This window comes from Nostoc sp. (assembly GCF_036916735.1).
Classification (GTDB): Bacteria; Cyanobacteriota; Cyanobacteriia; order Cyanobacteriales; family Nostocaceae; genus Nostoc.
Window position 1 is genome coordinate 88,172 of record NZ_JBALFV010000001.1, and the last position, 21,570, is coordinate 109,741.

Annotated in this window: 20 protein-coding genes and 1 pseudogene; 16 read left to right on the forward strand and 5 right to left on the reverse strand. The window is 40.5% G+C overall.

Annotated elements, in window-relative coordinates; genetic code table 11:
- Positions 1-345 precede the first annotated feature (345 nt).
- The 3 genes and pseudogenes from V7L20_RS00395 to V7L20_RS00405 all read left to right on the forward strand — a co-directional run.
- Positions 346-609 (forward strand): annotated as a pseudogene (locus V7L20_RS00395) (GDP-mannose 4,6-dehydratase); the annotation flags it as partial.
- A 151-nt stretch (positions 610-760) separates the two neighbouring features.
- Entirely contained in the window at positions 761-1,942 is a 1,182-nt protein-coding gene (locus V7L20_RS00400) for a glycosyltransferase (protein ID WP_334742152.1), read from the forward strand.
- A gap of 106 nt (positions 1,943-2,048) precedes the next feature.
- Positions 2,049-2,420, forward strand: a complete 372-nt coding sequence (locus tag V7L20_RS00405) for a hypothetical protein (RefSeq protein ID WP_334742153.1) — start codon at positions 2,049-2,051, stop codon at positions 2,418-2,420.
- 178 nt (positions 2,421-2,598) lie between these two features.
- Here V7L20_RS00405 and V7L20_RS00410 read toward each other — a convergent pair whose 3' ends face one another.
- On the reverse strand, positions 2,599-3,039 hold the full coding sequence (locus tag V7L20_RS00410; protein ID WP_334742154.1) for a hypothetical protein: 441 nt from the start codon (positions 3,037-3,039) through the stop codon (positions 2,599-2,601).
- 779 nt (positions 3,040-3,818) lie between these two features.
- Here V7L20_RS00410 and V7L20_RS00415 point away from each other — a divergent pair.
- From V7L20_RS00415 to proB, 10 genes are all read left to right on the forward strand, one after another.
- A complete protein-coding gene (locus V7L20_RS00415; RefSeq protein ID WP_334742155.1) occupies positions 3,819-4,160 on the forward strand; it encodes a hypothetical protein in 342 nt (113 codons plus the stop codon).
- 199 nt (positions 4,161-4,359) lie between these two features.
- Positions 4,360-6,516 (forward strand): pentapeptide repeat-containing protein, encoded by a 2,157-nt coding sequence (locus V7L20_RS00420; RefSeq protein WP_334742156.1) that lies wholly within the window; start codon positions 4,360-4,362, stop codon positions 6,514-6,516.
- Between the two features lie 296 nt (positions 6,517-6,812).
- Complete coding sequence (locus tag V7L20_RS00425) at positions 6,813-7,304, forward strand: hypothetical protein (protein WP_334742157.1); 492 nt, start codon at positions 6,813-6,815, stop codon at positions 7,302-7,304.
- Positions 7,305-7,454: 150 nt separating this feature from the next.
- Positions 7,455-7,661 carry a hypothetical protein gene (locus V7L20_RS00430; protein WP_334742158.1) on the forward strand — a complete coding sequence of 69 codons (207 nt, stop codon included), beginning with the start codon at positions 7,455-7,457 and terminating at the stop codon, positions 7,659-7,661.
- 229 nt (positions 7,662-7,890) lie between these two features.
- Positions 7,891-9,129, forward strand: a complete 1,239-nt coding sequence (locus tag V7L20_RS00435; RefSeq protein ID WP_334742159.1) for a GNAT family N-acetyltransferase — start codon at positions 7,891-7,893, stop codon at positions 9,127-9,129.
- A gap of 2 nt (positions 9,130-9,131) precedes the next feature.
- On the forward strand, positions 9,132-9,608 hold the full coding sequence (gene ruvX / locus V7L20_RS00440; RefSeq protein ID WP_334742160.1) for a Holliday junction resolvase RuvX: 477 nt from the start codon (positions 9,132-9,134) through the stop codon (positions 9,606-9,608).
- A 146-nt stretch (positions 9,609-9,754) separates the two neighbouring features.
- A complete protein-coding gene (locus tag V7L20_RS00445) occupies positions 9,755-10,327 on the forward strand; it encodes a DUF3727 domain-containing protein (protein WP_334742161.1) in 573 nt (190 codons plus the stop codon).
- 165 nt (positions 10,328-10,492) lie between these two features.
- Positions 10,493-11,119 carry a hypothetical protein gene (locus tag V7L20_RS00450; protein WP_334742162.1) on the forward strand — a complete coding sequence of 209 codons (627 nt, stop codon included), beginning with the start codon at positions 10,493-10,495 and terminating at the stop codon, positions 11,117-11,119.
- A 54-nt stretch (positions 11,120-11,173) separates the two neighbouring features.
- Complete coding sequence (locus tag V7L20_RS00455) at positions 11,174-11,713, forward strand: YqeG family HAD IIIA-type phosphatase (protein ID WP_334742163.1); 540 nt, start codon at positions 11,174-11,176, stop codon at positions 11,711-11,713.
- Between the two features lie 423 nt (positions 11,714-12,136).
- Positions 12,137-13,246 (forward strand): glutamate 5-kinase, encoded by a 1,110-nt coding sequence (gene proB / locus V7L20_RS00460; RefSeq protein WP_334742164.1) that lies wholly within the window; start codon positions 12,137-12,139, stop codon positions 13,244-13,246.
- 273 nt (positions 13,247-13,519) lie between these two features.
- Here the strand turns inward: proB and V7L20_RS00465 are convergent, their stop codons facing one another.
- The gene (locus V7L20_RS00465; RefSeq protein ID WP_334742165.1) at positions 13,520-14,488 is read right to left on the reverse strand and encodes an ROK family protein; all 969 of its coding nucleotides are present in this window, start codon (positions 14,486-14,488) and stop codon (positions 13,520-13,522) included.
- Positions 14,489-14,587: 99 nt separating this feature from the next.
- Here V7L20_RS00465 and V7L20_RS00470 point away from each other — a divergent pair, with 99 nt between their 5' ends.
- Positions 14,588-14,800, forward strand: a complete 213-nt coding sequence (locus V7L20_RS00470) for a hypothetical protein (protein WP_334742166.1) — start codon at positions 14,588-14,590, stop codon at positions 14,798-14,800.
- Between the two features lie 25 nt (positions 14,801-14,825).
- Here V7L20_RS00470 and V7L20_RS00475 read toward each other — a convergent pair whose 3' ends face one another.
- Positions 14,826-15,578: a Mut7-C RNAse domain-containing protein gene (locus V7L20_RS00475; RefSeq protein ID WP_334742167.1), complete on the reverse strand. Its 753-nt coding sequence runs from the start codon at positions 15,576-15,578 to the stop codon at positions 14,826-14,828.
- Positions 15,579-16,660: 1,082 nt separating this feature from the next.
- Between V7L20_RS00475 and V7L20_RS00480 the strand changes: the two genes are divergently transcribed.
- Entirely contained in the window at positions 16,661-17,638 is a 978-nt protein-coding gene (locus V7L20_RS00480; protein ID WP_334742168.1) for a sucrase ferredoxin, read from the forward strand.
- A gap of 200 nt (positions 17,639-17,838) precedes the next feature.
- On the opposite strand, the gene V7L20_RS00485 is transcribed toward V7L20_RS00480, so the two are convergent.
- Together V7L20_RS00485 and V7L20_RS00490 are read right to left on the reverse strand one after the other, a co-directional pair.
- Positions 17,839-19,434 (reverse strand): helix-turn-helix domain-containing protein, encoded by a 1,596-nt coding sequence (locus V7L20_RS00485; RefSeq protein ID WP_334742169.1) that lies wholly within the window; start codon positions 19,432-19,434, stop codon positions 17,839-17,841.
- Between the two features lie 519 nt (positions 19,435-19,953).
- Complete coding sequence (locus tag V7L20_RS00490; RefSeq protein WP_334742170.1) at positions 19,954-20,178, reverse strand: hypothetical protein; 225 nt, start codon at positions 20,176-20,178, stop codon at positions 19,954-19,956.
- 648 nt (positions 20,179-20,826) lie between these two features.
- Between V7L20_RS00490 and fdxB the strand changes: the two genes are divergently transcribed.
- Positions 20,827-21,120 (forward strand): ferredoxin III, nif-specific, encoded by a 294-nt coding sequence (gene fdxB / locus V7L20_RS00495; RefSeq protein ID WP_334742171.1) that lies wholly within the window; start codon positions 20,827-20,829, stop codon positions 21,118-21,120.
- Positions 21,121-21,570 lie beyond the last annotated feature (450 nt).

Sequence of the window (21,570 nt, forward strand, 5' to 3'; positions counted from 1 at the left end):
TATTTTTATTTTGAACATAAATAAATTTTATATCAAAACAAAAGCATGATTAAAAGGAGTCATTGGTCAAATATATAGTTATTTAATTGATAAAAGTATACTCTTTTTCAATATTATCTAAATTGGGGTAATATATTTTTTACGTAAAATTGCTTGTTAATTATGAGCATTTTGTAAAATCTTAAATAAGATTGTTGTATAAAAAGAATTACTGAATACAGTAAAGATAACATTTGAGTTACATTAGCTCCCTTGTTAAGATTTGTCAGCAGTGTTGAGAGTCTTATTTTTGTTCTCCAACAAGTGCCATTTTGTGCTTAAAGAGATAGAGGAAATAGGGGACATATGATTAAGACAGCCCTAATTACAGGAATTACTGGTCAAGATGGCTACTATCTCAGCCATTTGCTCCTTGAACGTGGTTACCGAGTTGTAGGATTAGTACCCCCGCATCAACAACCTAATTTGACCAAACTGGGAACACTGGCAAATCAAGTAAAAATTTTTACAGTTGATTTGAAGGATAAGGCAAAGTTGTTGACCGCAGTTGAACAGCCACGTCCCCAAGAAATTTACAATTTAGCGGCTCCCAGTTTTGTACCCAACTCTTGAAATGACCTATTGGGAACCCTGGTGACAACTGGTAAGGCAAAACCCCAAGTGAGCTTTAAGGAACTTTTAGAAAAAATGGTAAAAACAGATTTAGAACGGTTACAAAGCGGTGCGCTCGCGCCTTTACCGCAAGTGTAAATAACCTAACATGCATATCACTACAGTGACAGAAAACCTAAAGTTAGGTAATAAAATTAACAAAAAAACTAACCATGTCTTCGTGTTTTTAGAAATTTTTGCCCACGAAGGCGGTATCCAATCATATATAAAAGATATTTTTCGCGCCTATCTAGGATTGAGCCAAACCTACAAAGCGGAAGTCTTTTTACTGCGAGATAGTTCTGATAGCTTAAATCCGTTTGAAGACGATAACTTAAAATTTCATTACTTTAAAAATCAGTCTCCCTATTTAGGGAGATTGCAAATGGCAGCAGCTTTACTCAAGTGTCTTTTGCAAAGCCGTCCAGAACAGGTTTTCTGCGGTCATATTAACTTAGGAGTATTAGTACAAACTCTTTGCCAACCCCTGGGTATTCCTTACACTGTGCTAACTTACGGTAAAGAAGTTTGGGAACAGCTCAAAAATCAAGAACGTCGCGCCCTGACATCCGCAGCTGGAATTTGGACAATTAGTCGTTACAGCCGCGATCGCGCCTGTGCTGCTAATAGTCTAAACCCGAAAATGGTACAGATGATGCCTTGTGCAATTGATGGGGATATATTTACTCCTGGTTCTAAGCAGCCAGAATTAGAAAAGAAGTATAGCTTAATCGGTGCTAAGGTGTTAATGACAGTAGCGCGGTTATGGTCAGGGGATATTTACAAGGGCGTAGATGTAACGATTCGGGCATTACCACAAATTGCTGAAGTTTTTCCAGAAGTGAAATATTTGGTAATTGGTCGCGGCGATGACCAACCGCGATTAGCTAAACTAGCTGCATATTTAGGTGTGAGCGATCGCGTCGTATTTGCTGGTTTCGTTGCTACAGAAGAATTAATAGAACATTACCGTCTTGCTGATGCCTATATTATGCCTTCACAAGAAGGCTTTGGTATCGTTTATCTAGAGGCAATGGCTTGTGGAGTGCCTGTATTATCCGGTGACGACGATGGTTCAGCCGATCCTTTGCAAGATGGTAAACTAGGGTGGCGAGTCCCACACCGCAGTCCTGATGCGGTAGCAACGGCTTGTATAGAAATACTTCAAGGGAATGACCAGCGATGTAATGGAGAGTGGCTACGAGAACAAGCGATAGCTTTGTTTGGCATAGATGCCTTTCAACAGCACTTGCAAAAAATTCTTCTATCCCCAATCATGAAGTCCATTTGAGTCCAAATGACAAATAATAAATGACTAATACTTCGGCTACGCTCAGTACAAGTGACCAATGACTAAAATCGCTATCCTAGAAGCAGAGCAGGACGACATTTAAAAAATGAGCTTTAAGTCATTTCAATTGAATCTTTTAAATCTCCGCCCTTGGCTTACCCTGCTGGCAGTTATTTGGTTGCTGGCATCACTGGGCTTGGGTTGGTTGGTAAATTCGTTGCTAATTATTGTCGGGTTGCTGTTTTTAGCACCCATTGTGGCGTTTTTTGGCTTTCGTTGGTGGCTGCAACGTAACTTGGTTGCTGACCAGTGTCCCGTCTGTAGATATGAATTTACAGGTTTAAATAACAGTCAGTTGCAGTGTCCTAACTGTGGAGAGTCACTGTTAGTACAAAATAGTCATTTTCAGCGCTTCACACCAGAAGGCACAATTGATGTCAAAGCTGTGGAAGTCCCAGGCAAATCACTGGAAGATTAATTAAAATAATTCGTAATTTATAATTCATAATTTGTAATTATTACCCCACGACTAAAGTCGGGGGCTTGAATTAAGGAATAAATTTATTTGTCTCCATAACTAAAGTTAGGGGCTTGTACCTTTAATTACGAATTACAAATTAGTAATTATTTAGTGACAAAAGACAAATGACAAATGACTATTTATTTGTTTGTTGGGAGATTGAGAGGGTGTAGTTAAAGCTTGGCTTTCCTGGGGATAGTTCGCCCACAAACAGCGAGTATGTTCCTGCCTGCCAGTAACCAGAAAGTTCTGGCTTACCTCCAGAATATTTATCTGCGATCACACAAAAACGCCCCCCAGGCCCATCGATTAATAGCGTTGGCTTCCCTTCACTCTCTACTGTTAATCGTAAATAAGGTAGTGACTGTGTAACCTGGATAACTTGATTAGGTTCAGTTGTAATATTGCCACAATCACTTTTGACAGTTCCCCCAGACTTTCCCTTGAAAATTAGTGGATCTGATTGGAGATTCCGATTAATTTGGATTTTTGGTGTCTGTGCCAAATTATTCTGGGCGAAAACCAAACTCATCGCCAAAGCTGTGGGAACCATTGTCAGTAGCCTAAGCGTTTTCATTTTAATTAATGCTCCAGATTTTTCTAGAGCAATACTGTTATATCGTCTGATTAATATAGACGGCAGCAATCCGTCTTAGTTCCAAAAGGTGTCGTATAAAGCAATACTATCATTTCAAGATTTTTTATAAAAAACTCCACGGTACTTGCTCTCTGGAGTTTTTGGGCATGGGGAATAGGGCACTTGTACTGAGCTTATCCTGAGCTTGTCCTCTTGGTAGTCGTAAAGCCTGCGGCATAGCTACGCTTAGGGCGCAGCCTAAGAAGAGTTGGGCGTAGTCGTAAAGCCTGCGGCATAGCTACGCTTAGGGCGCAGCCTAAGAAGAGTTGGGCAAAGCCGTAAAGCCTGCGGCATAGCTACGCTTAGGGCGCAGCCTAAGAAGAGAAGTATTGGGCATGAGGAAGAAACTACCTGTTTGGCCAATGCCCTGCTTGATCCAAGCGATGGGGAGAACAACCTCGTCCACCCACAGAGTGGGTAGCAAGACGAAGTCCGGGGATGGAGTTTTCCGTCGCTTTCAATGAAGATTTGATCGGTGTAAAGATTATTAATCGTGCAAATTATTTATATATGGTGGCGCTTTTGCACGAAAATATTCGACCCTACATTATACACTTCAATCTGTAACATGATAGATTTTCAAAAATCATCATAATTTTTACTGTCGAAAAAGGTATTGCATACACAGACATTAGCTAAAATCACTAAGACAACCACCAAAAATAGAATTTGGTTAGTCTGTTGTGGAATAAGTAACCTAGCTGAGGTAGAAAAGATTGATGAATCCTCAAAGAGAAGAAGACTTGCAGCGTCGCCTCAATAAGCTAGAGGCAGAGATTAATTCTTCGCCAAAAGTGGTTCCTCAACCACAAGAGCAAAAACAGACTGAGGCATCTGTTTTTGCCAAATTTAACTTGCAACTGGAGCGATTTCAGATTTGGTTCAACAGCTTATCTGGAACAAAAAAGCTGGTAGTTTCGGGTGTGACGGTGCTAGTAGGCTTGGCGATGCTACAAGCAGTGTTTAAACTAGTTGCATCTGTAATCAGTCTGGCACTTTTGGCAGTGTTAGTGTATGTTGGATACAAAATTTTTGTGTCTAGTAGGTTTCAACGTAAGTAATAAACTGATATGCATTTACTTTGCATACCCGTAGTTATGAAAGTCAGGAGCCATGATACAAAAGGCTTCTGACTTATGACTCCAAAATTCTATTTCAATATGCTTTTCTTTTTGCCGATTAGCTTAGTCTATTTTAACTGTGCCGTTAGCGGCGTATAAATGTATAAATAATGTCAAAAATGTCAAAGGAAATTATGCGATGACGACACCAATTGTCAAAAGAAGTAATCAATCTGGTCAGTCAAAACAACCAGAAAGAGCCAATTCGCTGCTACTAGCAAGCAGGCGGTTTGCTGCTTGGGCGGCTGAAATCACACTAGTGGTTACTAGTGGGTTGATTCCCTTCGGCATTGGTGTCTATGCCAATTCTAGAAGCGATCTTAATCGAGTGCCCCTTAACCCTGTGTTGGTAGTCACAGAAAGAGCGATCGCCAGACCCCTGGCTTTACCTGTGAGCTATGGCATCCGTAACGTGGCATGGCCGACTAATATTTTGTGGACAATCGCCCTGTTAGCGCCTGTAACTCTCTCATGGTGGCAATTGTATTTACTAGCTAAGACTGGTAGCACAATTCCTAAACGTTGGTTAAAAGTGCGAGTTGTCAACGAGCAAGGAAGACCACCTGGTTTGGAGGCAGTGGTGATTAGAGAAGGAGTTGGGCGTTGGACTGTACCCATTTCCATCGCCTATCTGCTGTGGCGCTACAGCTTTGCTTTTCCTAACTTAGGATTATTCACATTTTTGTCTTTGTTAATGATTGTGGGTGAAGGGATAGGCTTACCGTCGCGCCGGGGGCGTCGCGCATTGCACGATCAACTTGCAGGCACTTATACAATAGATGCGACTCGCCCCTTGCCATCCTCACTCTTAGCTAACAACAAAGAAGTTCAGTCTACTGGCGGTAATGATGAGGCAGAAAAATGGCACCAAGGAGAAGAATTAGCGGCAGCCCAAACCAACCAGTCGCCTAATCTGTGGCGGCGGATACAGCAAAATCCTAATCTGACTTTGTTTGGGGTAGGGCTTACGAGTATGACTGCTGTATTGGCAACTTTAATTGGTACTCAAGTTTATATCCAAATTCAACAATCCCAGCGAGCAACCGAGAAAATCAACAGCCAACAGTTCCTAGAACTTGTCAAACAATTAGCTCCCAACTCTGGGGCAACTAATGAGCAACGCCAAAGTGCAATTCTGGCTATAGGTGGTCTTAATGATCCAGAGTCTATCAAATTTCTGGCGAATCTCTTGGTTAGCGAAACCAACCCCAGCCTTCTGGATACAATTCAACAAGCTTTGACAACTGTTGGGCCCAAAGCCATCCCGGAATTAAAAAATAAGAATCAGTTTTTGGTTAGTGAACTAGAGTCTGTAGGTAGCACTGCAACCCAAGAACGAGAATTACGGCAGGGACGGTTGCAAAGAAACCAACGGACGATCAACAAGATTCTCTCTGTTTATAGCGGTAAAATCGAGGGTGTTGACCTTAGTAGCACCCAATTAGGTCAAAACGGGACTCCAGGAAGTTCCTTCTTTAACTTGGTACTAGACAACCTTGATTTATCAGGAGTTAAGTTTAAATCTGCAAATCTTAACCAAGCTAGCTTTAAGGATAGCCGCTTTCGAGATGTGGGTGAAGATGGGCGCTGGGATACATACGATGATGTGATGGCTGATTTAAGTCAAGCTCAGTTGCAGCAAGCCAATCTTACTGATGCTAATCTTAGTCGCGTTTTAATGAACCGTACCGATTTGAGCCGCGCCACTCTCAACAGAGCCAACTTATCCAACGCACGTCTATATGAGGCTAAACTCAACAGCGCCCAATTAGTAGGAGCCGATCTGAGAAACGCAGTTTTGGAAAAAGCTAGCTTAACTGGAGCAGATTTAGGTGACGCTAGATTGAACGAAGCTAATCTGTACGCTGCCCGTTTAGGTCGCGCCACTGCAATTGGAACACAATTATCCTTTGCCAACTTAACTAACACTGATTGGCAAGGGGCAGATTTATCAGGAGCCTATTTGGATCGTGCTAATCTCAGCAATGCTAACCTGGGCGCCACTCGTCTAACTGGTGCTGTTTTGCGTTCTGCCCGGATGGAAAACGCTAACTTGCAAAATGCCGACCTCAGTCTTGCAGATTTACGGGGGGCAAATGTCACCGGAGCAGATTTTAAGGGGACAATTCTCGCCCCAAGTAAACAAGACCCAGCAGATCAATTTGTTCAAACCCCAGATTTAGGCTCAGTATCTGCTGTAGTCCAAGGCGTTGATTTTTCTCTAGCCAAAAATTTAGATGCCAAGCAATTAGCATACATTTGTACTCAAGGAGGCATTCATCCCCGTTGCCCGTAGAATGGAATGGGGACTGGGGACTGGGGACACTTCTCTTCTCTACGAGAGGCTGCGCCAACGAGACGCTTTGCGTAGCTTGCTTCCTCAAAAGGGTACGACTAGCGCTAGTTGAATCTCGACTTTGCGGCAGTTGAGCGTAGTCGAAACTCGATTACCGCGTAGGCGAAACTCGATTTTTGCGAAGTCGAAACTCAGTGCAGCGCTGGGGATTGGGGAAGAGTTTTTCTAAGCTCATGCCCAATGCACCATAACCAATGACAAATGACAAATGACTAATTGGTGTGAGGAGTTCGGTTATGAAGTATATTCAATATTTGGTTTCAGTTTTGGGGGCTGGTTTGATCTTGAGTCTAGCAAGTGCTAAACCAGTACAAGCTCAAGTAGCATACGGCAGTTATATCGGTATCGGCCCTACTGTTGGTTTGACTGATGGTATCCAATTGGGGGGGGTTATAGCTGGTCGCTACAAGTTTTTGGAAGTGCCACTTTCACTGCGTGCCCAAGTATTAATTGGCAATAATACAGCAGTTGTGCCAACGGTTTCTTACGATTTACCCCTTAACTGGCAAGCTGATGCCTACCTGGGTGCTGGGTTAGTGTTGGCTAGTGGTGGTGGATCTTCTCCTGTAGGCGACAAAATTAGTTTTGCTTTACAACCAGGCATTGATTATATGATCCCAAATAGCAATACTGTGCTTTTTGGCAATGCCATTATCGCTTTTGATGCCTACCGTGATAGCGGTGGTACAGCTATCTCTGTACAAGGTGGTGTTGGTTTGAGATTTTAAGGGGCAGAGAAAAACCCTACTGCGATCGCTATCCCTATCCCTAAGAAGCGTTAAACTTCATTGCAAATTAAGAAGTTAGTCCAAACAACGTGATAGTTTTTGGTCATGAAGAGAGACAGCATCGGATTAACACAGGAGAACACAGTGGCAATGGAATCAAATTTATTAACTAATGCAAGTGCAGATGAAATGAATCAAGATTTCAGTGAATATGTCGCCAATTTGCAACTTCACATGACTCTGCAAGCTCGCAATCTTGTTCCAACCCTGAAACAAACACTGGTAGATAGTCGCCAGCAATTACTCCATCAAAGCCAAGCCCATTTTGAAAAGCTAGTTTCTCGACAAGGGCTGTAAATATATACAAATTTTAATCAAAATTCCAATAAAATATAAGGCAGATGTTGTTGGGTCAATGCCAATGGTGTTCTCACAAGGTCTGCTTTTTCTGCTTTTTTAAGTATTAAGTTACTAAAATCACCCTTTTGGAGCAATAGTAAGGGGTAAAAAGCAGTTAATGTTAATATTATTGCAGCAGTTCCTTTGTAGAGCAGTTAGTTAAGGCTAAATAGCGGCTCGAATAAAAATGACTTCATTACTTCCCAGAAACCTCAGCGTTGTTATCCGACCAGTCCAATACCGTGATCTGGACGGGATTGAGCGCATAACTCAAGAGTCATTCGCAGCCCTCACTCCTAAGGGAGCAGGTTTTGCCATCAGCCAGATGCAAAGGCTGCGTCGCTGGTATGGATTACTCAAATTTTTGAGTTGGTTTCCTAACCCGCTACAGTATCGCCTCTGTGCCTATATAGCAGAGCAAGGGCGGATTCTTCTAGGGATGATTCAAGTGTCACCCTTTAACCGGACACGCAGCACTTGGCGCATCGATCAAGTGCTGTTAGAGCGTGGTATCGATAAACAAGGAACTGGTTCGCAACTTTTGCGTCATTGCTTTGAATCGATTCTGGAAGCTCGGACTTGGTTACTGGAAGTTAATATCAATGACATAGAGGCGCTGGCACTATATCGGCAAAATGGATTCCAACGTCTGGCAGAAATGACGTACTGGGAAATTGGCCCAGAATTACTGGCTGAATTGGCGCAAGCAGAGCCAGACTTACCCAACCTTTTGCCAGTAAGTAATGCTGATGCCCAGTTGCTATATCAACTAGATACGGCATCGATGCCGCCTTTGGTACGTCAGGTTTTTGATCGTAATACCCGCGACTTTAAAACCAGTTTGTTTGGTGCTTTAACTGATGCAGTAATGCAGTGGGTAAGCAAAACAGAAGTAGTCAGTGGTTACGTGTTTGAACCGCAACGCAAAGCTGCGATCGGCTATTTTCAGGTGCAACTTGACCGTCAAGGGGAAGTCCCCCACGTTGCAACGCTGACTGTTCATCCTGCTTATACATGGCTGTATCCAGAATTACTATCTCAACTAGCTCGTATTGCCCAAGATTTTCCCCAGCAAGGGTTACAACTCGCTTCCTCAGACTATCAGGCAGAGCGAGAAGAGTATTTAGAACAAATTGGGGCAAAACGCATAGAACATACATTAGTTATGTCTCGCTCTGTGTGGCACAAACTACGGGAGTCTAAATTCGTCTCCTTAGAAGGAATCCAGTGGACTGATATGTTGCAAGGTTTACAGCCAGCACGTAAACCGATCCCAGGTGGGATGTCATGGATACAACCACCAAAGTTGCCATCGTCAGATAAACCACTGCCAAGCAAGTCAGAACCGATAAACTTTTCGGGAAAAAATCCTAGCATGGAAGCATCACCGATGTCTGAATCAGCAGATGCACAGCAGGAGAATTAATTGTGATATCTCAAGAGCAACCAAAACCTTTTATTTCAGCGTTGGGACTAGATTTTGGTCGCAAGCGGATTGGTGTGGCTGGGTGCGATCGCACGGGTTTAATTGCCACAGGGATTACCACAATTGAGCGCACATCTTTTGAGCAAGATGTTGAGCAAATCCGGCAAATAGCTAATGAACGCGAGGTGCAAATCCTGGTGATGGGCTTACCTTATTCAATGGATGGCTCACTAGGATTTCAAGCGCGTCAAGTTCAAAAATTTACTACAAGGCTTGCTAAAGCCCTGAAACTGCCTGTGGAATATGTGGATGAGCGATTAACTTCATTTCAAGCAGAACAACTGCTGATAGCTGAGAACCGCTCCCCGTCACGCCATAAAGGTTTAATTGACCGTAAGGCAGCCGCTTTGATTTTACAACAATGGCTGGATGTTAAGCGTGCTAAATCCCACAGTTCAGTTGCGACTATTGAATATTGATACCTTTTAACATGATATTCTGAAAACGATTAGCCAGCAGTTGTATCTACGTATAAAGCTATTTGGTTGACATAACTATGTCATTAAATAGTTAAGCGATTTTCAAAGTTGCTGGTATTTATTAAATTTCTTTCTACATTTCGGCTATGTTTTCCTCTCCATTTCCTGAAGAAAATGATAACGCTCATGCGGGTTCCATCACTTTAACCGATGATAAAGGGCGATCGCTCGATTGTTACATTGAGCATTCCCTCGAAGTCGATGGACAAGAATACGTTTTACTTCTTCCTGTAGACTCACCTGTAGAAATTTTTTCTTGGGAAGGTGACGGTGAGGAAGAAGAAGCGGTTCTGGTAGAAGATGACAGCATTATTGAGCAAATTTTTGCCACAGCCCAAGCTGTATTATCTGAGCAGAACCTGATATTGAAGAACACAGCTTATGCTCTAACTGTTGCAGGTGATTTACCGCCCGTTGAAGAATCAGAACTCTTCACCTTAGAAATCGAAGACGAACAGGCAGATTTAGAGCCAGAGCAATTACAGCTACTTGCTAGCTTCTATGATGAAGATCAGGAGTATGCAATTTATACACCCCTCGATCCTCTGTTGTTTTTTGCACGGATAACAAAAACAGGTGAACCTGAATTACTCTCTCCAGAGGAGTTTCGCAAAGTGCAACCTCTGTTAGAGGAACATCTTTTTAATGAAGTAGAATAAGATTAAAAATTCAAAATGAAAATGTTGCATTTGGAATTTTTTAATTAAGAATTTTGATTGTGATTAAAATCTACTTAAACCTTTTACCAAATTCTGGACAAAGCATTTTGGTAGGGATTTTTAATTCCATTATCTAAAATTCAAAATTGGGATGAGGTGCTGAAAATGGCTTATAGCGACTTTACATTAAGTAAATTTAAAAAGTCATTCAGCATCCACATTGATGAAGAAGCTGATTTATGTGCTGACATAGAACCTTTACAGCCAAGCGAGAAACTTACAAATTCTTTAGAAGAAACGATAGAACTGGCTTTAGCAATTAATACTGAAAAAGCTCGTTCAAAAATGATTATCACTCCAATATTGTTAGAGGTAAGACGCAGGGCTAATTATCAAATTAGTTTATTTTCAGGAACAGATTTTAATGTAGATATAGAAAAAGGTCTGAACGGCTATTGTGATTTTATCATCAGTCGTTCTAAAGAGCAACTAATAATTAATGTGCCTGTGGTGGTTATTATTGAAGCCAAAAATGAAAATATTAAGGATGGATTAGGTCAGTGTGCGGCGGCAATGTTGGCAGCACAATTATTTAATCAACAAGAAGGAAATGAAATTAATAAAATTTATGGCGCGGTTACAACAGGGGATATTTGGAAGTTTTTGAAGTTAGAAGAAAACGATATATTTATTGATTTGAATAATTATTACATCAAAGAGATAGATAAGATTTTAGGGATTTTATCTCAAAGTGTTCAGGGAGATATTCCAGAATCTAATTCGATTAACTAAACTATATTGAGTTATGCTCATTTGTCTAGAGCTACTTAAATTTGACTGCTGACTATGGCCTGGAACAATCTTTTGCAACCTGATTTGATTTTAGAAGGTTCAGTGTTAAACCTAACACCAGATATTATTCAACAATACGGGCTAAAGGGGCTAGTATTGGATGTTGATGAAACCTTAGTACCCATTAGAGTAGGGCTGGCTTCCCCAGAACTACAAGATTGGGTGGAACAAATTCGCAGATGTGCTGCTTTGTGTTTAGTGAGTAACAACCTGAGTGAAGCGCGAATTGGTGGAATTGCGCGATCGCTCAATCTACCTTACTACTTAGGTGCAGCCAAGCCCTCCCGACGCAAAATTAGGGCAGCTCTTAGGGGAATGAATCTACCAGTTCATCAAGTAGGAATGGTAGGCGATCGCTTATTTACCGATGTTTTAGCAGGTAATCGCCTGGGGATGTTTACCATTCTAGTAGAACCGATTGTCCATGCAGACGCAGCCCTACGCTCTCATCCTGTTCGCAACTTTGAAGTTTGGATATCTGAAATTCTGGGAGCCACTATTACACCCAAAAAAACCAAGATTCACAAAAATTGACAAATCGTCAGGAAAGTAAATCTAAAGAAATGGTTAAAGAATCTTACTGGAATCCAAAAATCGGGGATCATAAGTATTAATAACATGGGGTCAGCCAAAAAAGACTCTACAGCATACAAAATAAATATAAACCCATAAAGCGTCAACCTTCACTATAGAGGGATTGGCGCTTTACAATTTTGGATTTTAGACTTCGGTTACGCTCAGTCGAACGATTTGGGATTTTGGATTGAATCCAAAATAGACTTGTTTGTGGATTTAAAGCCTAAAAAGGTGTTTCCATAAGCTTTAGTTTGTTCACATGGATGTCCTATGCTTTCGGGTAGAGGTCTAAAAAAACTTATGTAAGATGTCTAATTTGTAATCTAAAATCTAAAATCGTTCGACTGAGCATAGCCGAAGTCTAAAATCTAAAATTCAAAGATGTCATTAACAATTGTTGTCAAAATCGGCACTTCTAGCCTAACTCAGCCAGAAACGGGACAATTAGCACTTTCCACCATTGCTACCTTGGCGGAAACACTCTGTTATTTAAGACGCCAGGGACACCGGGTGATTTTGGTTTCTTCTGGGGCTGTGGGAGTGGGTTGTGCGCGGTTAGGCTTAACTGAACGTCCCAAGGCGATCGCACTAAAGCAGGCTGTAGCAGCAGTTGGGCAAGGCAGGTTAATTCGGATATACGATGATTTATTTACTACCTTGCAGCAGGCGATCGCCCAAGTATTACTGACTCGCAGTGACTTAGTACAGCGTAGCCGCTATCTCAACGTCTACAATACCTTTCAGCAACTACTGGGACTGGGAGTGATCCCCATAGTAAATGAAAATGATACTGTAGCAATAGACGAACTAAAATTTGGTGATAATGATACCCTTTCGGCATTGGTTGCTAGCTTAGTAGAAGCAGATTGGCTATTTTTGCTTACCGATGTCGATAGACTGTACTCAGCCGATCCGCGTTCCGTACCCGATGCGCGACCGATCGCTTTAGTGAGTAGCATTAAAGAATTAGCTCAATTACAAATACAAACAGGTTCCCAAGGTTCTCAGTGGGGTACTGGCGGTATGGTAACAAAGATTTCGGCTGCGAGAATTGCGATCGCGGCGGGAGTTCGTACTGTAATTACCCAAGGGCGATTTCCCCAGAATATCGAAAAAATTATCCAAGGTGAACTTATTGGGACGCATTTTGAACCGCAACCTGAACCAACTTCAGCGCGTAAACGTTGGATAGCTTACGGACTTGTACCTGGGGGTAAATTGTATTTAGATGAAGGTGCGATCGCGGCAATTTCTCTAGGGGGAAAATCGTTATTAGCAGCTGGAATTAAGCTAGTAGAAGGAGAGTTTCGCACACAGGACGCAGTGCAATTGTATGACAGCAACGGTAACGAAATTGCTAGAGGACTTGTGAATTACACCAGCGATGAATTGCAAAAGATTCGCGGCTGTCATTCGCGGGAAATTTCCGCAATTTTAGGCTATGCGGGTGCAGAAACCGTGATTCATCGGGATAATTTGGTTTTGATTTAGGATGGAAATTAAATAAATTTCGTGAATACTAACTGCGAGAGTAAAAAATATTATGACTCAAACGTTAGAAAATGCTGTTAACTTCCCAGAAGAACAACACTTCTTCAAACGTGGATTAAGTTGGGAACGATTTTTAAATTTCAGCACATTATTAAAAGTAATTCGTTGCTCCAAATTGCTTACCATGTGTCTTATTTACAAGAGCTTAATCTGATAGCTTTTAGTTAAAGAATCTAATAACTAACTTAAAAAACACAGAAAAGCGATCGCCTTTTAAGCCATCTCCATTTCTGCTAAAGCCACCGCCCCCCACAACGGTGCATCATCCCCCAACGTTGCCGAAACAATTTCAAAATCAACTTCTGGCAAAGCCGTCTGCCGCGCCACTTGACGCAGCACCTGCCAAAAATCCTCCCCCGCCTTTGTCACACCGCCTCCCAACACAAAGCGCTGCGGATTCATCAAATTCGCCACATTGCCAATACCCACACCCAGCGCCCAAGCAGCCTTGTGCAATACTTCCTTCGCCAAATCATCTCCAGCCGCCGCCGCTTCACTTACCAACTGTCCCGTCAACAACGTTAAATTATTCCCTACTAAACTCCTCAAAATCTCTCCATCTCTAAGTCCTTTGCACCTCTGCGCTTCCTTTTCCAAAATTTCCCTAACATTTTGCGCCATATAAGGCCCCGACGCTAAACGTTCCACGCATCCCCGCTTCCCACATAAACAAACTGGCCCAGCAGGATCTACAACCATGTGTCCAATTTCCCCAGCCATCCCACCAGCACCCCGCCAAGGCTGACCGTTGAGTATCCAACCACCACCCACGCCAGTGCTGACAGTTATGTAAAACAGGCTATCGTACCCTTGTCCTGCGCCAAAACGATGTTCACCCAAAGCAGCAACATTAGCATCGTTGTCTACACCAACAGGAACGCCAAACTCCTCCTCCAACAACCTTTTGAGAGGAATATTCTCCCATCCAGCCACATGATGAGATAGTCGCACTATCCCCGTGGAAGCATCTACTGGACCACCAAAGCTGACACTGATCGCAGCCGGTTTTGTGTCTTCTAACATAGAGTAAATGAGTGATCGCATAATTTCCAAGTCAGTACTAGCATTTGCGTTCGCTGGCGAGAGACGGCGTTCATAACGTAACCACTTTCTAGAACCGACATTTACTGTAGCTGCTGCCAATTTAGTTCCGCCAAAATCAAGAGCTAAAATTAATGTCATAGTTTTTTATTTTTTGTAATAAGTGGTTTCTTTCTCAAGAAAGATGTTAACAAGCAAAATAAATTCAACACTAAAGAATACTGTATAATTTAGCAACTCATGACTTCCGCTCAACCCAATCCACTTATCGATTTCTCTCAAGCCAAAGAAACTCCTAGCTCTCTTGATATCGATGAAGCTCAAGAGACAGATACCATTGAACCTGAAGAAGTAACTAAAGAGAGTAAGCAAAACCCCACTCCAGATGATTTAAATAACGAAGATGAAGATCCTAGAATCGGGGGGAGTCAAATAATTAGCGCCAATATTTAGGTAGCTAAATATTGCCATTAGTAAGTTACTCACCTTTTTGTGAGTTGAGTACTCCATTAATAAACTGTTGCAATCGTTCATAATGTGAACCTTTCCAATAAATGCGATCGCAGTCTTGGCAACGCTGGAATTCATCAATCTGCGATCGTACAGTTTCTGGTATCTGGTCAACGATGGATTGCTTATCTACAGGTTCTAATAAGCCATTGCAGCGCAAACACCGTTTAAATGGTGAGATTAATTTAAACAAGTTGTAGCGTTGTAGTACTTCCAAGATTTGTTGATCAGAATTAGTATTTCTAACGTAATACCCATACGTTACCAAACTACGCATTAATAAACCCTTATCACGAGTCAAGAGAATCCGCCCTTGGCTGTAGGATATCTCGGCTAATTTCTCATCCTCGTAGTCATTGCGATATAAACTATCAAAACCCAAAAGTCGTAGAGATGTCGCAAGCTTCCCTAAATGGATATCTAAAACAAAGCGGATAATACTAAGCGGTTCTGGCATGACAGAAATGCTTGGTATAATAGTAGACCTAGCAGAAATTGGATAAACATTGATAGTATCTCTATCCGCAACTATGTAATAAAAATTTACATATTTACCATTGACATTTATAAAATCAACTTCTGGATGAGGGACACCCAAGGACTCAATCATGTCCTTAATTGATGCTCTCTTTTCAAAAAAATGGGAGATTTTCACCTGCTTATGATGCCGTGGTAAAAAATGATTCAATTCTCCATGAAAATAGAAATATGCGATCGCCATACTTAAAAATGTTGGGATTAGTAGAGGTGCACAGATGTGCCCTTACTGCTAACAATTTGTCACAATTGCAAAACTTTATCTATTATATTGATTCTTTCATGTACTTACTCAAGTGAGCTATCTCCACTATAAAATACCCATTAACCTTGATTTAACCAACCTTCTAGAGGCGACAAACGGTAAAGCAATTATAAAAATTCTCAAATACTTGCATTTATTATTGAGTTCAGTTACAGTCAATGCAGAGGCATATAATCAAACCCTGACATGAGTTCAGGAAATTAGATTAGATAAAAGGGTAAAATACCAGGTTTGTTAATGTTGATCTTAGTGACGCTGTTAATAATTAGTCACTAGTGTTGATTATTAACTTATCGTGCATGAAGTATGGGGCATAAAGTATTGACCCCTAATTTAATTGTTTTATTTTTTATAAGCTAATTGATAATTTTTTTCAATAAGTCTAGATGGATAAAAAAGTTTTAAAAAAGTATTGGCTTACAAAAGCTTCATGTCTTTATCAGGTGTTTTTGCATCTATCTTTAGGAATAGGTTCAAGCAAAAACAACATTAAATTATATCTTTATGTATAAAAACAACAGCTGTAACTAACTATGTAAAAAATTTCAGCAAAATTTTAAATAATTATGTTGCTCCTAGCAATATTTTTTGATTGTAATATCAGCTACATCCATATAGTAAGCAAGTTGATCCCTTGGAGAGTAACAAGCGATCGCCCCAAGATTGAATATATTTGATTTTGCGAAAGAAACCAAGTTTATAAAAGCCGAACTTCAGCGAGTGGAAATTTACAAGATACCAAATAACAATAAAACTAGATACAAAATTAACAGCGTTTATGCGGAAAAATCTATCTTGAGAATGTTTATCTTTATTGTAGAGAGTTTATTAAGCGGAAAGACCTTGAGCAATAATGATGTTATTAAGTGGCTACCTAGTTTTAACTGGTAAATGAATATTGTTCTTTTTTATTTCCTTTAGCCAAGGATATTGTAGCTAAGAACACAACTGTATATTTGTTATACTTTTTGTCCATAGAATATGCTAATGAGTACAGCGAGATGAATACTTTTTTTTGTTCTGACGATTCACAACAAGCGGGAGAAGATGTTATTGGTAGCGCCACCAATTATCAAACTTATATTCTAGTTGAGTGCCCTTTACCTTGGACATCGGAAGCGTTTAATTCCAAATGGGTACCTCAGAATTTGAAGGTTTTGGTAGAGGAAGTGAAGCGTGCTAAACTACCGATTAGATTCCTCTTAATTGCTAATGATGTATCACATAAGGTAAATCACACTACACTTCTGATTTATCAAAAAGAAGAGGGGTTAAGTAATGGATACCATAAGCAAGAGTTTCAGCTAGCAAATATTGAGCAAGTAGCAGCAGTTGTCAAAAAATGGTTATGGGGTATCAGTTCTAATTCTGAGATAGAAACCACTGCAACTAAAGATATTTTAGTTTGTACCCACGGTAGCCATGATAAATGTTGTGCCAGATATGGCACTCCTTTTTACTTCAAAGTTACAGCAAAGAATGATGATTTGTGCTTGGATAATGTACGAATTTGGAAATCATCACACTTTGGCGGACATCGATTTGCACCAACAATTATAGACTTGCCAGAAGGAAGATACTACGGTCGTATAGATATAGATTCATTTAAATCGATTTTGACTCGTACTGGCGATATTCAATGCTTAAATAAAGTTTATCGAGGCTGGGGAATTCTGCCTGCTGCACTTCAGGTTTTAGAAAAAGAACTAATGCTTTGCAATGGATGGGATTGGTTTAATTATAAAGTTGCAGGCAAAATTTTGGAGCAAAGTTTAGATAATAATACTATTTTGGGTGAGCTAAGTTTTGAACAACCTTCTGGTTCTCTTTACACGTACCAGGCTAAACTTGTCAGAGATGAAACTAAGACTCAACAACTGAAGAGTTCATGTAATGCTACACGAGAGTTGATAATTATTAAATATGCTGTAGATAGTCTTTGGCTTACTTCTAGTAAGGTGATGAGTTATAGTACGTAAAAAAGAAGATTTTTTCAAAGCAGAGGGGAGGCAGCGCGTTGCGGGGATTCCCCCCGTTGTAGCGACTGCCGTCACGCAAAGGGAAGCGAAAGGTAGGCAAAGTCTTGCTGTATTAATATAACTCTGCACAAATTCGTAACAAAATCTCTGCGCCCCTACCCTGCAAGAAGGCGAAGCGCCTATGCGTTTAAATTCCAAAATCAAGATTGACCCATATTTAGCACTTTTCGTAAAAGTATTTGGTCTTCTAATTTGGCTTTTAAACGACCATTTTCAATATCTCGAATCCAGCTTTGGCTTTTACCTGTAAGCTTTGCCAATTCTCTTTGGGAGAGATTCAAATTTTTTCGCGCCTGCAAAATCTGTTCGCCTAGCAAATCGTTCGTCGCTTTGGGCTTTCTTTTGGCTTTAGCAGTTCTTGTTTTCTTTTTTTCCGATTCTGAAATTTGCTGTTCCCATTCTGGTGGGAGTTGAAAAGCTAAAATCCGCGCATTCATGAGCAGATTCCACTTACCACGGGGACCTGTGTCTGTGAGGCGGGTTTCAGCACCTCCGTCATTAGTCCAAAATTCCAATGCTTCATCTGGATCTTCAGGAAGATCAACTAACTTCGCCCATAAAGGTTGAATTTCTGGTGGGTAGGTAACTGGATCGAAAAGTGGTTTCATTCCATAGTGATTGAGAATTTCCAAATCGCTTTCAAAAGTTCGCAGCAGACGTTTGCGTTCTTCCCGTTGTCTGGATGCAAGGGCGACTTTTTCTTCACCGTAAGCAATACGCAGCAAGGTAGGAATAGTAATACGTTGTTCCTTGCCCATTTTGGTTTTAAACAGCAACCACAGCATTAATCGGACTGCGCCTTCATGTTGCTGCCAAATACTCATAACTGTGGTTAGCAATGTTTTGGGGAGACTACCGTATTGATAGAATGCGGTTCGCTCTTTACATGCTTGTTTGTTTAAGAAATATTGTGCCCATAAGCCTGCTTTTACTTTAAAAGTTAGCCCAATCAGATATTTGCATCCAAGATTGTCTTCTTGAAAGTGGTGCTGAATATCTACTAAATGCCATAAACGGCTTCCGACAACAGAGAATCCGTGAATTCGACCTTGTTGAGGCCAGTCAATGGAGATAATCAAAGAGCAAGCTTGCTGAACAAGATTTTTCATTAAAGCTAGTTTGGCAGCTTTGCTTAAATCTTTGCGTTTCTCCATGCCCAAATATTTCTCAATTTGTCGCTCATCGATCGCAAATTCTTGCTCCCAAGGTTGATCTAAAGCTGTAGCATAAGCTGCAAAAATTAGATGTATGCAAGTGGCTCTGATGTCAAGCCCCTCAATTGCTGCTAAATCTGTGGCCTTGTCGTTCACTTTGAAGGGATCTTGGATATGAAAAGCGATCGCACCCCGCCCTTGATTGACTTGTCGGCTATAACTGATGTAGCCTTCTTCATCGGTTTCCCAATGTAAGGATGTGCGCTGCGCTAATACATTACAAGCTTCCCAAATTGCGATCGCTGAAGCAAAAGGATTATTCTTGCCGTTAGAAAACAAGTCTAAACTGCTAGCATCTCTCGGTTCTATTTTGCATCTCCCCTTTTTCGACTGCCAACGAATCGGAGAATTTGTTGGACAAGCTATTACACATTGCGGTTCTGAATAATAGCCCTCACAATTATTACAAAGACCAGGATCAACCCAGTATTCATTGTCCTCTATTCTGATTGCACCCGTAGGACATTGGGGGCGGCAGTTGTCACATCCAACGCAACTGTTGTTAGGAATTGTATAAGGCATTTGGCTCTTTTCCCACTCTAATCGTTGAGATGTCTGGCTCAGGTCTCCCCTGCATGAGTCCTGCTTATTCATGACTCGCTACCACATTATCTTTATGGCGAGAATAATCTTTTCTCACCACACTCACTCCCCACATCCATATTTTGAGTTCGCATCCAATTGGAAGCTATTTAAGGCTTTAAAACCGAGCCGGATAAAACTTATTTATTAACTATACATTTCATATAAATAATGATTAATTTGTTCGTATCGAGCTTTAAAAAATCTTAATATTTATTGAAAATATAACTCAATGAACATTTTAGCTTTGACCATAAAGTGCTTTTAAAAAACATTTAAGCCTGTTGTAATTGGATTTCATCTGATTTATCGAACAGAATAGAGGCGTCAGTCGTCAGAATTCAGTTAGGTATTTTGACCCGAAAAGCAAGCAGATAGCGTAGCATAAAGCCTTTCTCCTATTAAAGATGCTGCGCGAACGAGACGCTACACGTAGCTTGCTTCCCCGCAGGGGTACGCTTAGAGCAAGTCCGCAAGCATCTTGATTATGACCGGAGCTTTGGAATCTTTGGCTTTGCTCCTGTTAGCGGTAGCGGGGCGTTTAGCCCATTCTGACTTCTGTATTTCTTCTTCAATAATGATTTTAATATTTAATGCATGATCATATTCTGCTACCAAGTTTACAGTTACTTCATAATTAGCTTTACTCTCTTGATGTAAAAGAATAATCTCTTTTGTCATCATTGAGCTAAATAAATTAATTAAATAAAAATCAAAAATTGTTGGCTTTTAAAATACATATTGCATATATAAAAATGTAACTCACGAACATTGAGTTTTGTATTAATTACTACTATATACATATATTTTTCTGCCCAATCAAAAAAATATTTGAAAAATAATATCATTACTCTTATAGAGATAGTTCTATCTGCTGGAAATAATAATTATCCTTTTTTTAACCGATACACAGAAGAGACAGGCTACTCTCATTAGTGTCAACTTAACGTATAAGCTAGATTTGGCGAACTTTCCAAGTTTAACCCTCACCTCTAAGCCCTCTCACAATTTTGCCAGAGGTGAGCAAATTCTCTAGTTTTCCGAATCCCAAGTTGAGAGAAGGGGTTCGGGGATAAGGGCAAAACGTCCTCTCAAAGCAGATTTTTTATTAAGTTGACACCAATGCGCTACTCTGCCTTCTTACAAATAGACAATTATTATCAATAAGTTTTATCTAGAATTTGAAATTAAAAACAGTGTAATTTTGTGTTCAAAGTCATCGAAATTTGATGAGCAAAAAGTGATTTTTGAATATAAACGAATAAGAGATTAGGATAATATGATGATTAATGCACAAACAGATTGAAAGGCAAAATTGCCGAGGGATTATTCATGGCACAACTAACAGGTTTGACATTTGGCGGGAAAGCTTGGACACCAAAATTCGCTCAAGAAATTGACAAAGACAAATGTATCGGTTGTGGCAGATGCGTTAAAGTATGCGGTTATAATGTGCTGGGTTTGAAAGCACTCAATGAAGAAGGCGAATTTGTAGAAGATGAAGATGATGATGAAATTGAACGGAAAGTAATGGCAGTTACTTCCCCAGAAAACTGTATTGGTTGTGAAGCTTGTTCGCGGATCTGTCCAAAGAACTGCTACACCCACGTTGTATTAAATAATTAAGGTTTTTGGAGTTAGTCAAAATTGTTGTTTTTTGAAGGAGGCACTGTTTGAATAAAGCGCAAATGCGCTAGGCAAGGTAACTTGAGGGGAATCTTAAATATTTACTGTAACTAATAAAAAGTTCACAGTAAACAAATCTGTAAATCGCAAAATGTTAGATATTAACAAATTTAAACTTGCTGCTAATATAGCCTAATTAATATTTAGGTCTAACAGTGCCCTCTTGGAACAACTAGCTTTTCTGAGAGCAGGGGGCTACCTTTTTCATAGGAGTTGAAATATAATTTGTAAGTTTTTGGGGGAAAGATATGGAAAAAATCTGGAAGTTTCCCCCATTTTTTATGGCTGCACGTTAGAAAGTTAATAAGTGAAAAGGGAATGGGAAATAGGGAATAGGGAATGGGGAATAGATAAAAATGCCCAGCGCCTAAATACCTAATACCAAAAAAT

What these genes read in the sequence shown, in the direction of transcription:
- V7L20_RS00400 (WP_334742152.1), top strand. Translation starts at nt 761, where the DNA reads ATGCATATCACTACAGTGACAGAAAACCTAAAGTTAGGTAATAAAATT.
- V7L20_RS00405 (WP_334742153.1), top strand. Translation starts at nt 2,049, where the DNA reads ATGAGCTTTAAGTCATTTCAATTGAATCTTTTAAATCTCCGCCCTTGG.
- V7L20_RS00410 (WP_334742154.1), bottom strand. Translation starts at nt 3,039, where the DNA reads ATGAAAACGCTTAGGCTACTGACAATGGTTCCCACAGCTTTGGCGATG.
- V7L20_RS00415 (WP_334742155.1), top strand. Translation starts at nt 3,819, where the DNA reads ATGAATCCTCAAAGAGAAGAAGACTTGCAGCGTCGCCTCAATAAGCTA.
- V7L20_RS00420 (WP_334742156.1), top strand. Translation starts at nt 4,360, where the DNA reads ATGACGACACCAATTGTCAAAAGAAGTAATCAATCTGGTCAGTCAAAA.
- V7L20_RS00425 (WP_334742157.1), top strand. Translation starts at nt 6,813, where the DNA reads ATGAAGTATATTCAATATTTGGTTTCAGTTTTGGGGGCTGGTTTGATC.
- V7L20_RS00430 (WP_334742158.1), top strand. Translation starts at nt 7,455, where the DNA reads ATGGAATCAAATTTATTAACTAATGCAAGTGCAGATGAAATGAATCAA.
- V7L20_RS00435 (WP_334742159.1), top strand. Translation starts at nt 7,891, where the DNA reads ATGACTTCATTACTTCCCAGAAACCTCAGCGTTGTTATCCGACCAGTC.
- V7L20_RS00445 (WP_334742161.1), top strand. Translation starts at nt 9,755, where the DNA reads ATGTTTTCCTCTCCATTTCCTGAAGAAAATGATAACGCTCATGCGGGT.
- V7L20_RS00450 (WP_334742162.1), top strand. Translation starts at nt 10,493, where the DNA reads ATGGCTTATAGCGACTTTACATTAAGTAAATTTAAAAAGTCATTCAGC.
- V7L20_RS00455 (WP_334742163.1), top strand. Translation starts at nt 11,174, where the DNA reads ATGGCCTGGAACAATCTTTTGCAACCTGATTTGATTTTAGAAGGTTCA.
- proB (WP_334742164.1), top strand. Translation starts at nt 12,137, where the DNA reads ATGTCATTAACAATTGTTGTCAAAATCGGCACTTCTAGCCTAACTCAG.
- V7L20_RS00465 (WP_334742165.1), bottom strand. Translation starts at nt 14,488, where the DNA reads ATGACATTAATTTTAGCTCTTGATTTTGGCGGAACTAAATTGGCAGCA.
- V7L20_RS00470 (WP_334742166.1), top strand. Translation starts at nt 14,588, where the DNA reads ATGACTTCCGCTCAACCCAATCCACTTATCGATTTCTCTCAAGCCAAA.
- V7L20_RS00475 (WP_334742167.1), bottom strand. Translation starts at nt 15,578, where the DNA reads ATGGCGATCGCATATTTCTATTTTCATGGAGAATTGAATCATTTTTTA.
- V7L20_RS00480 (WP_334742168.1), top strand. Translation starts at nt 16,661, where the DNA reads ATGAATACTTTTTTTTGTTCTGACGATTCACAACAAGCGGGAGAAGAT.
- V7L20_RS00485 (WP_334742169.1), bottom strand. Translation starts at nt 19,434, where the DNA reads ATGCCTTATACAATTCCTAACAACAGTTGCGTTGGATGTGACAACTGC.
- V7L20_RS00490 (WP_334742170.1), bottom strand. Translation starts at nt 20,178, where the DNA reads ATGATGACAAAAGAGATTATTCTTTTACATCAAGAGAGTAAAGCTAAT.
- fdxB (WP_334742171.1), top strand. Translation starts at nt 20,827, where the DNA reads ATGGCACAACTAACAGGTTTGACATTTGGCGGGAAAGCTTGGACACCA.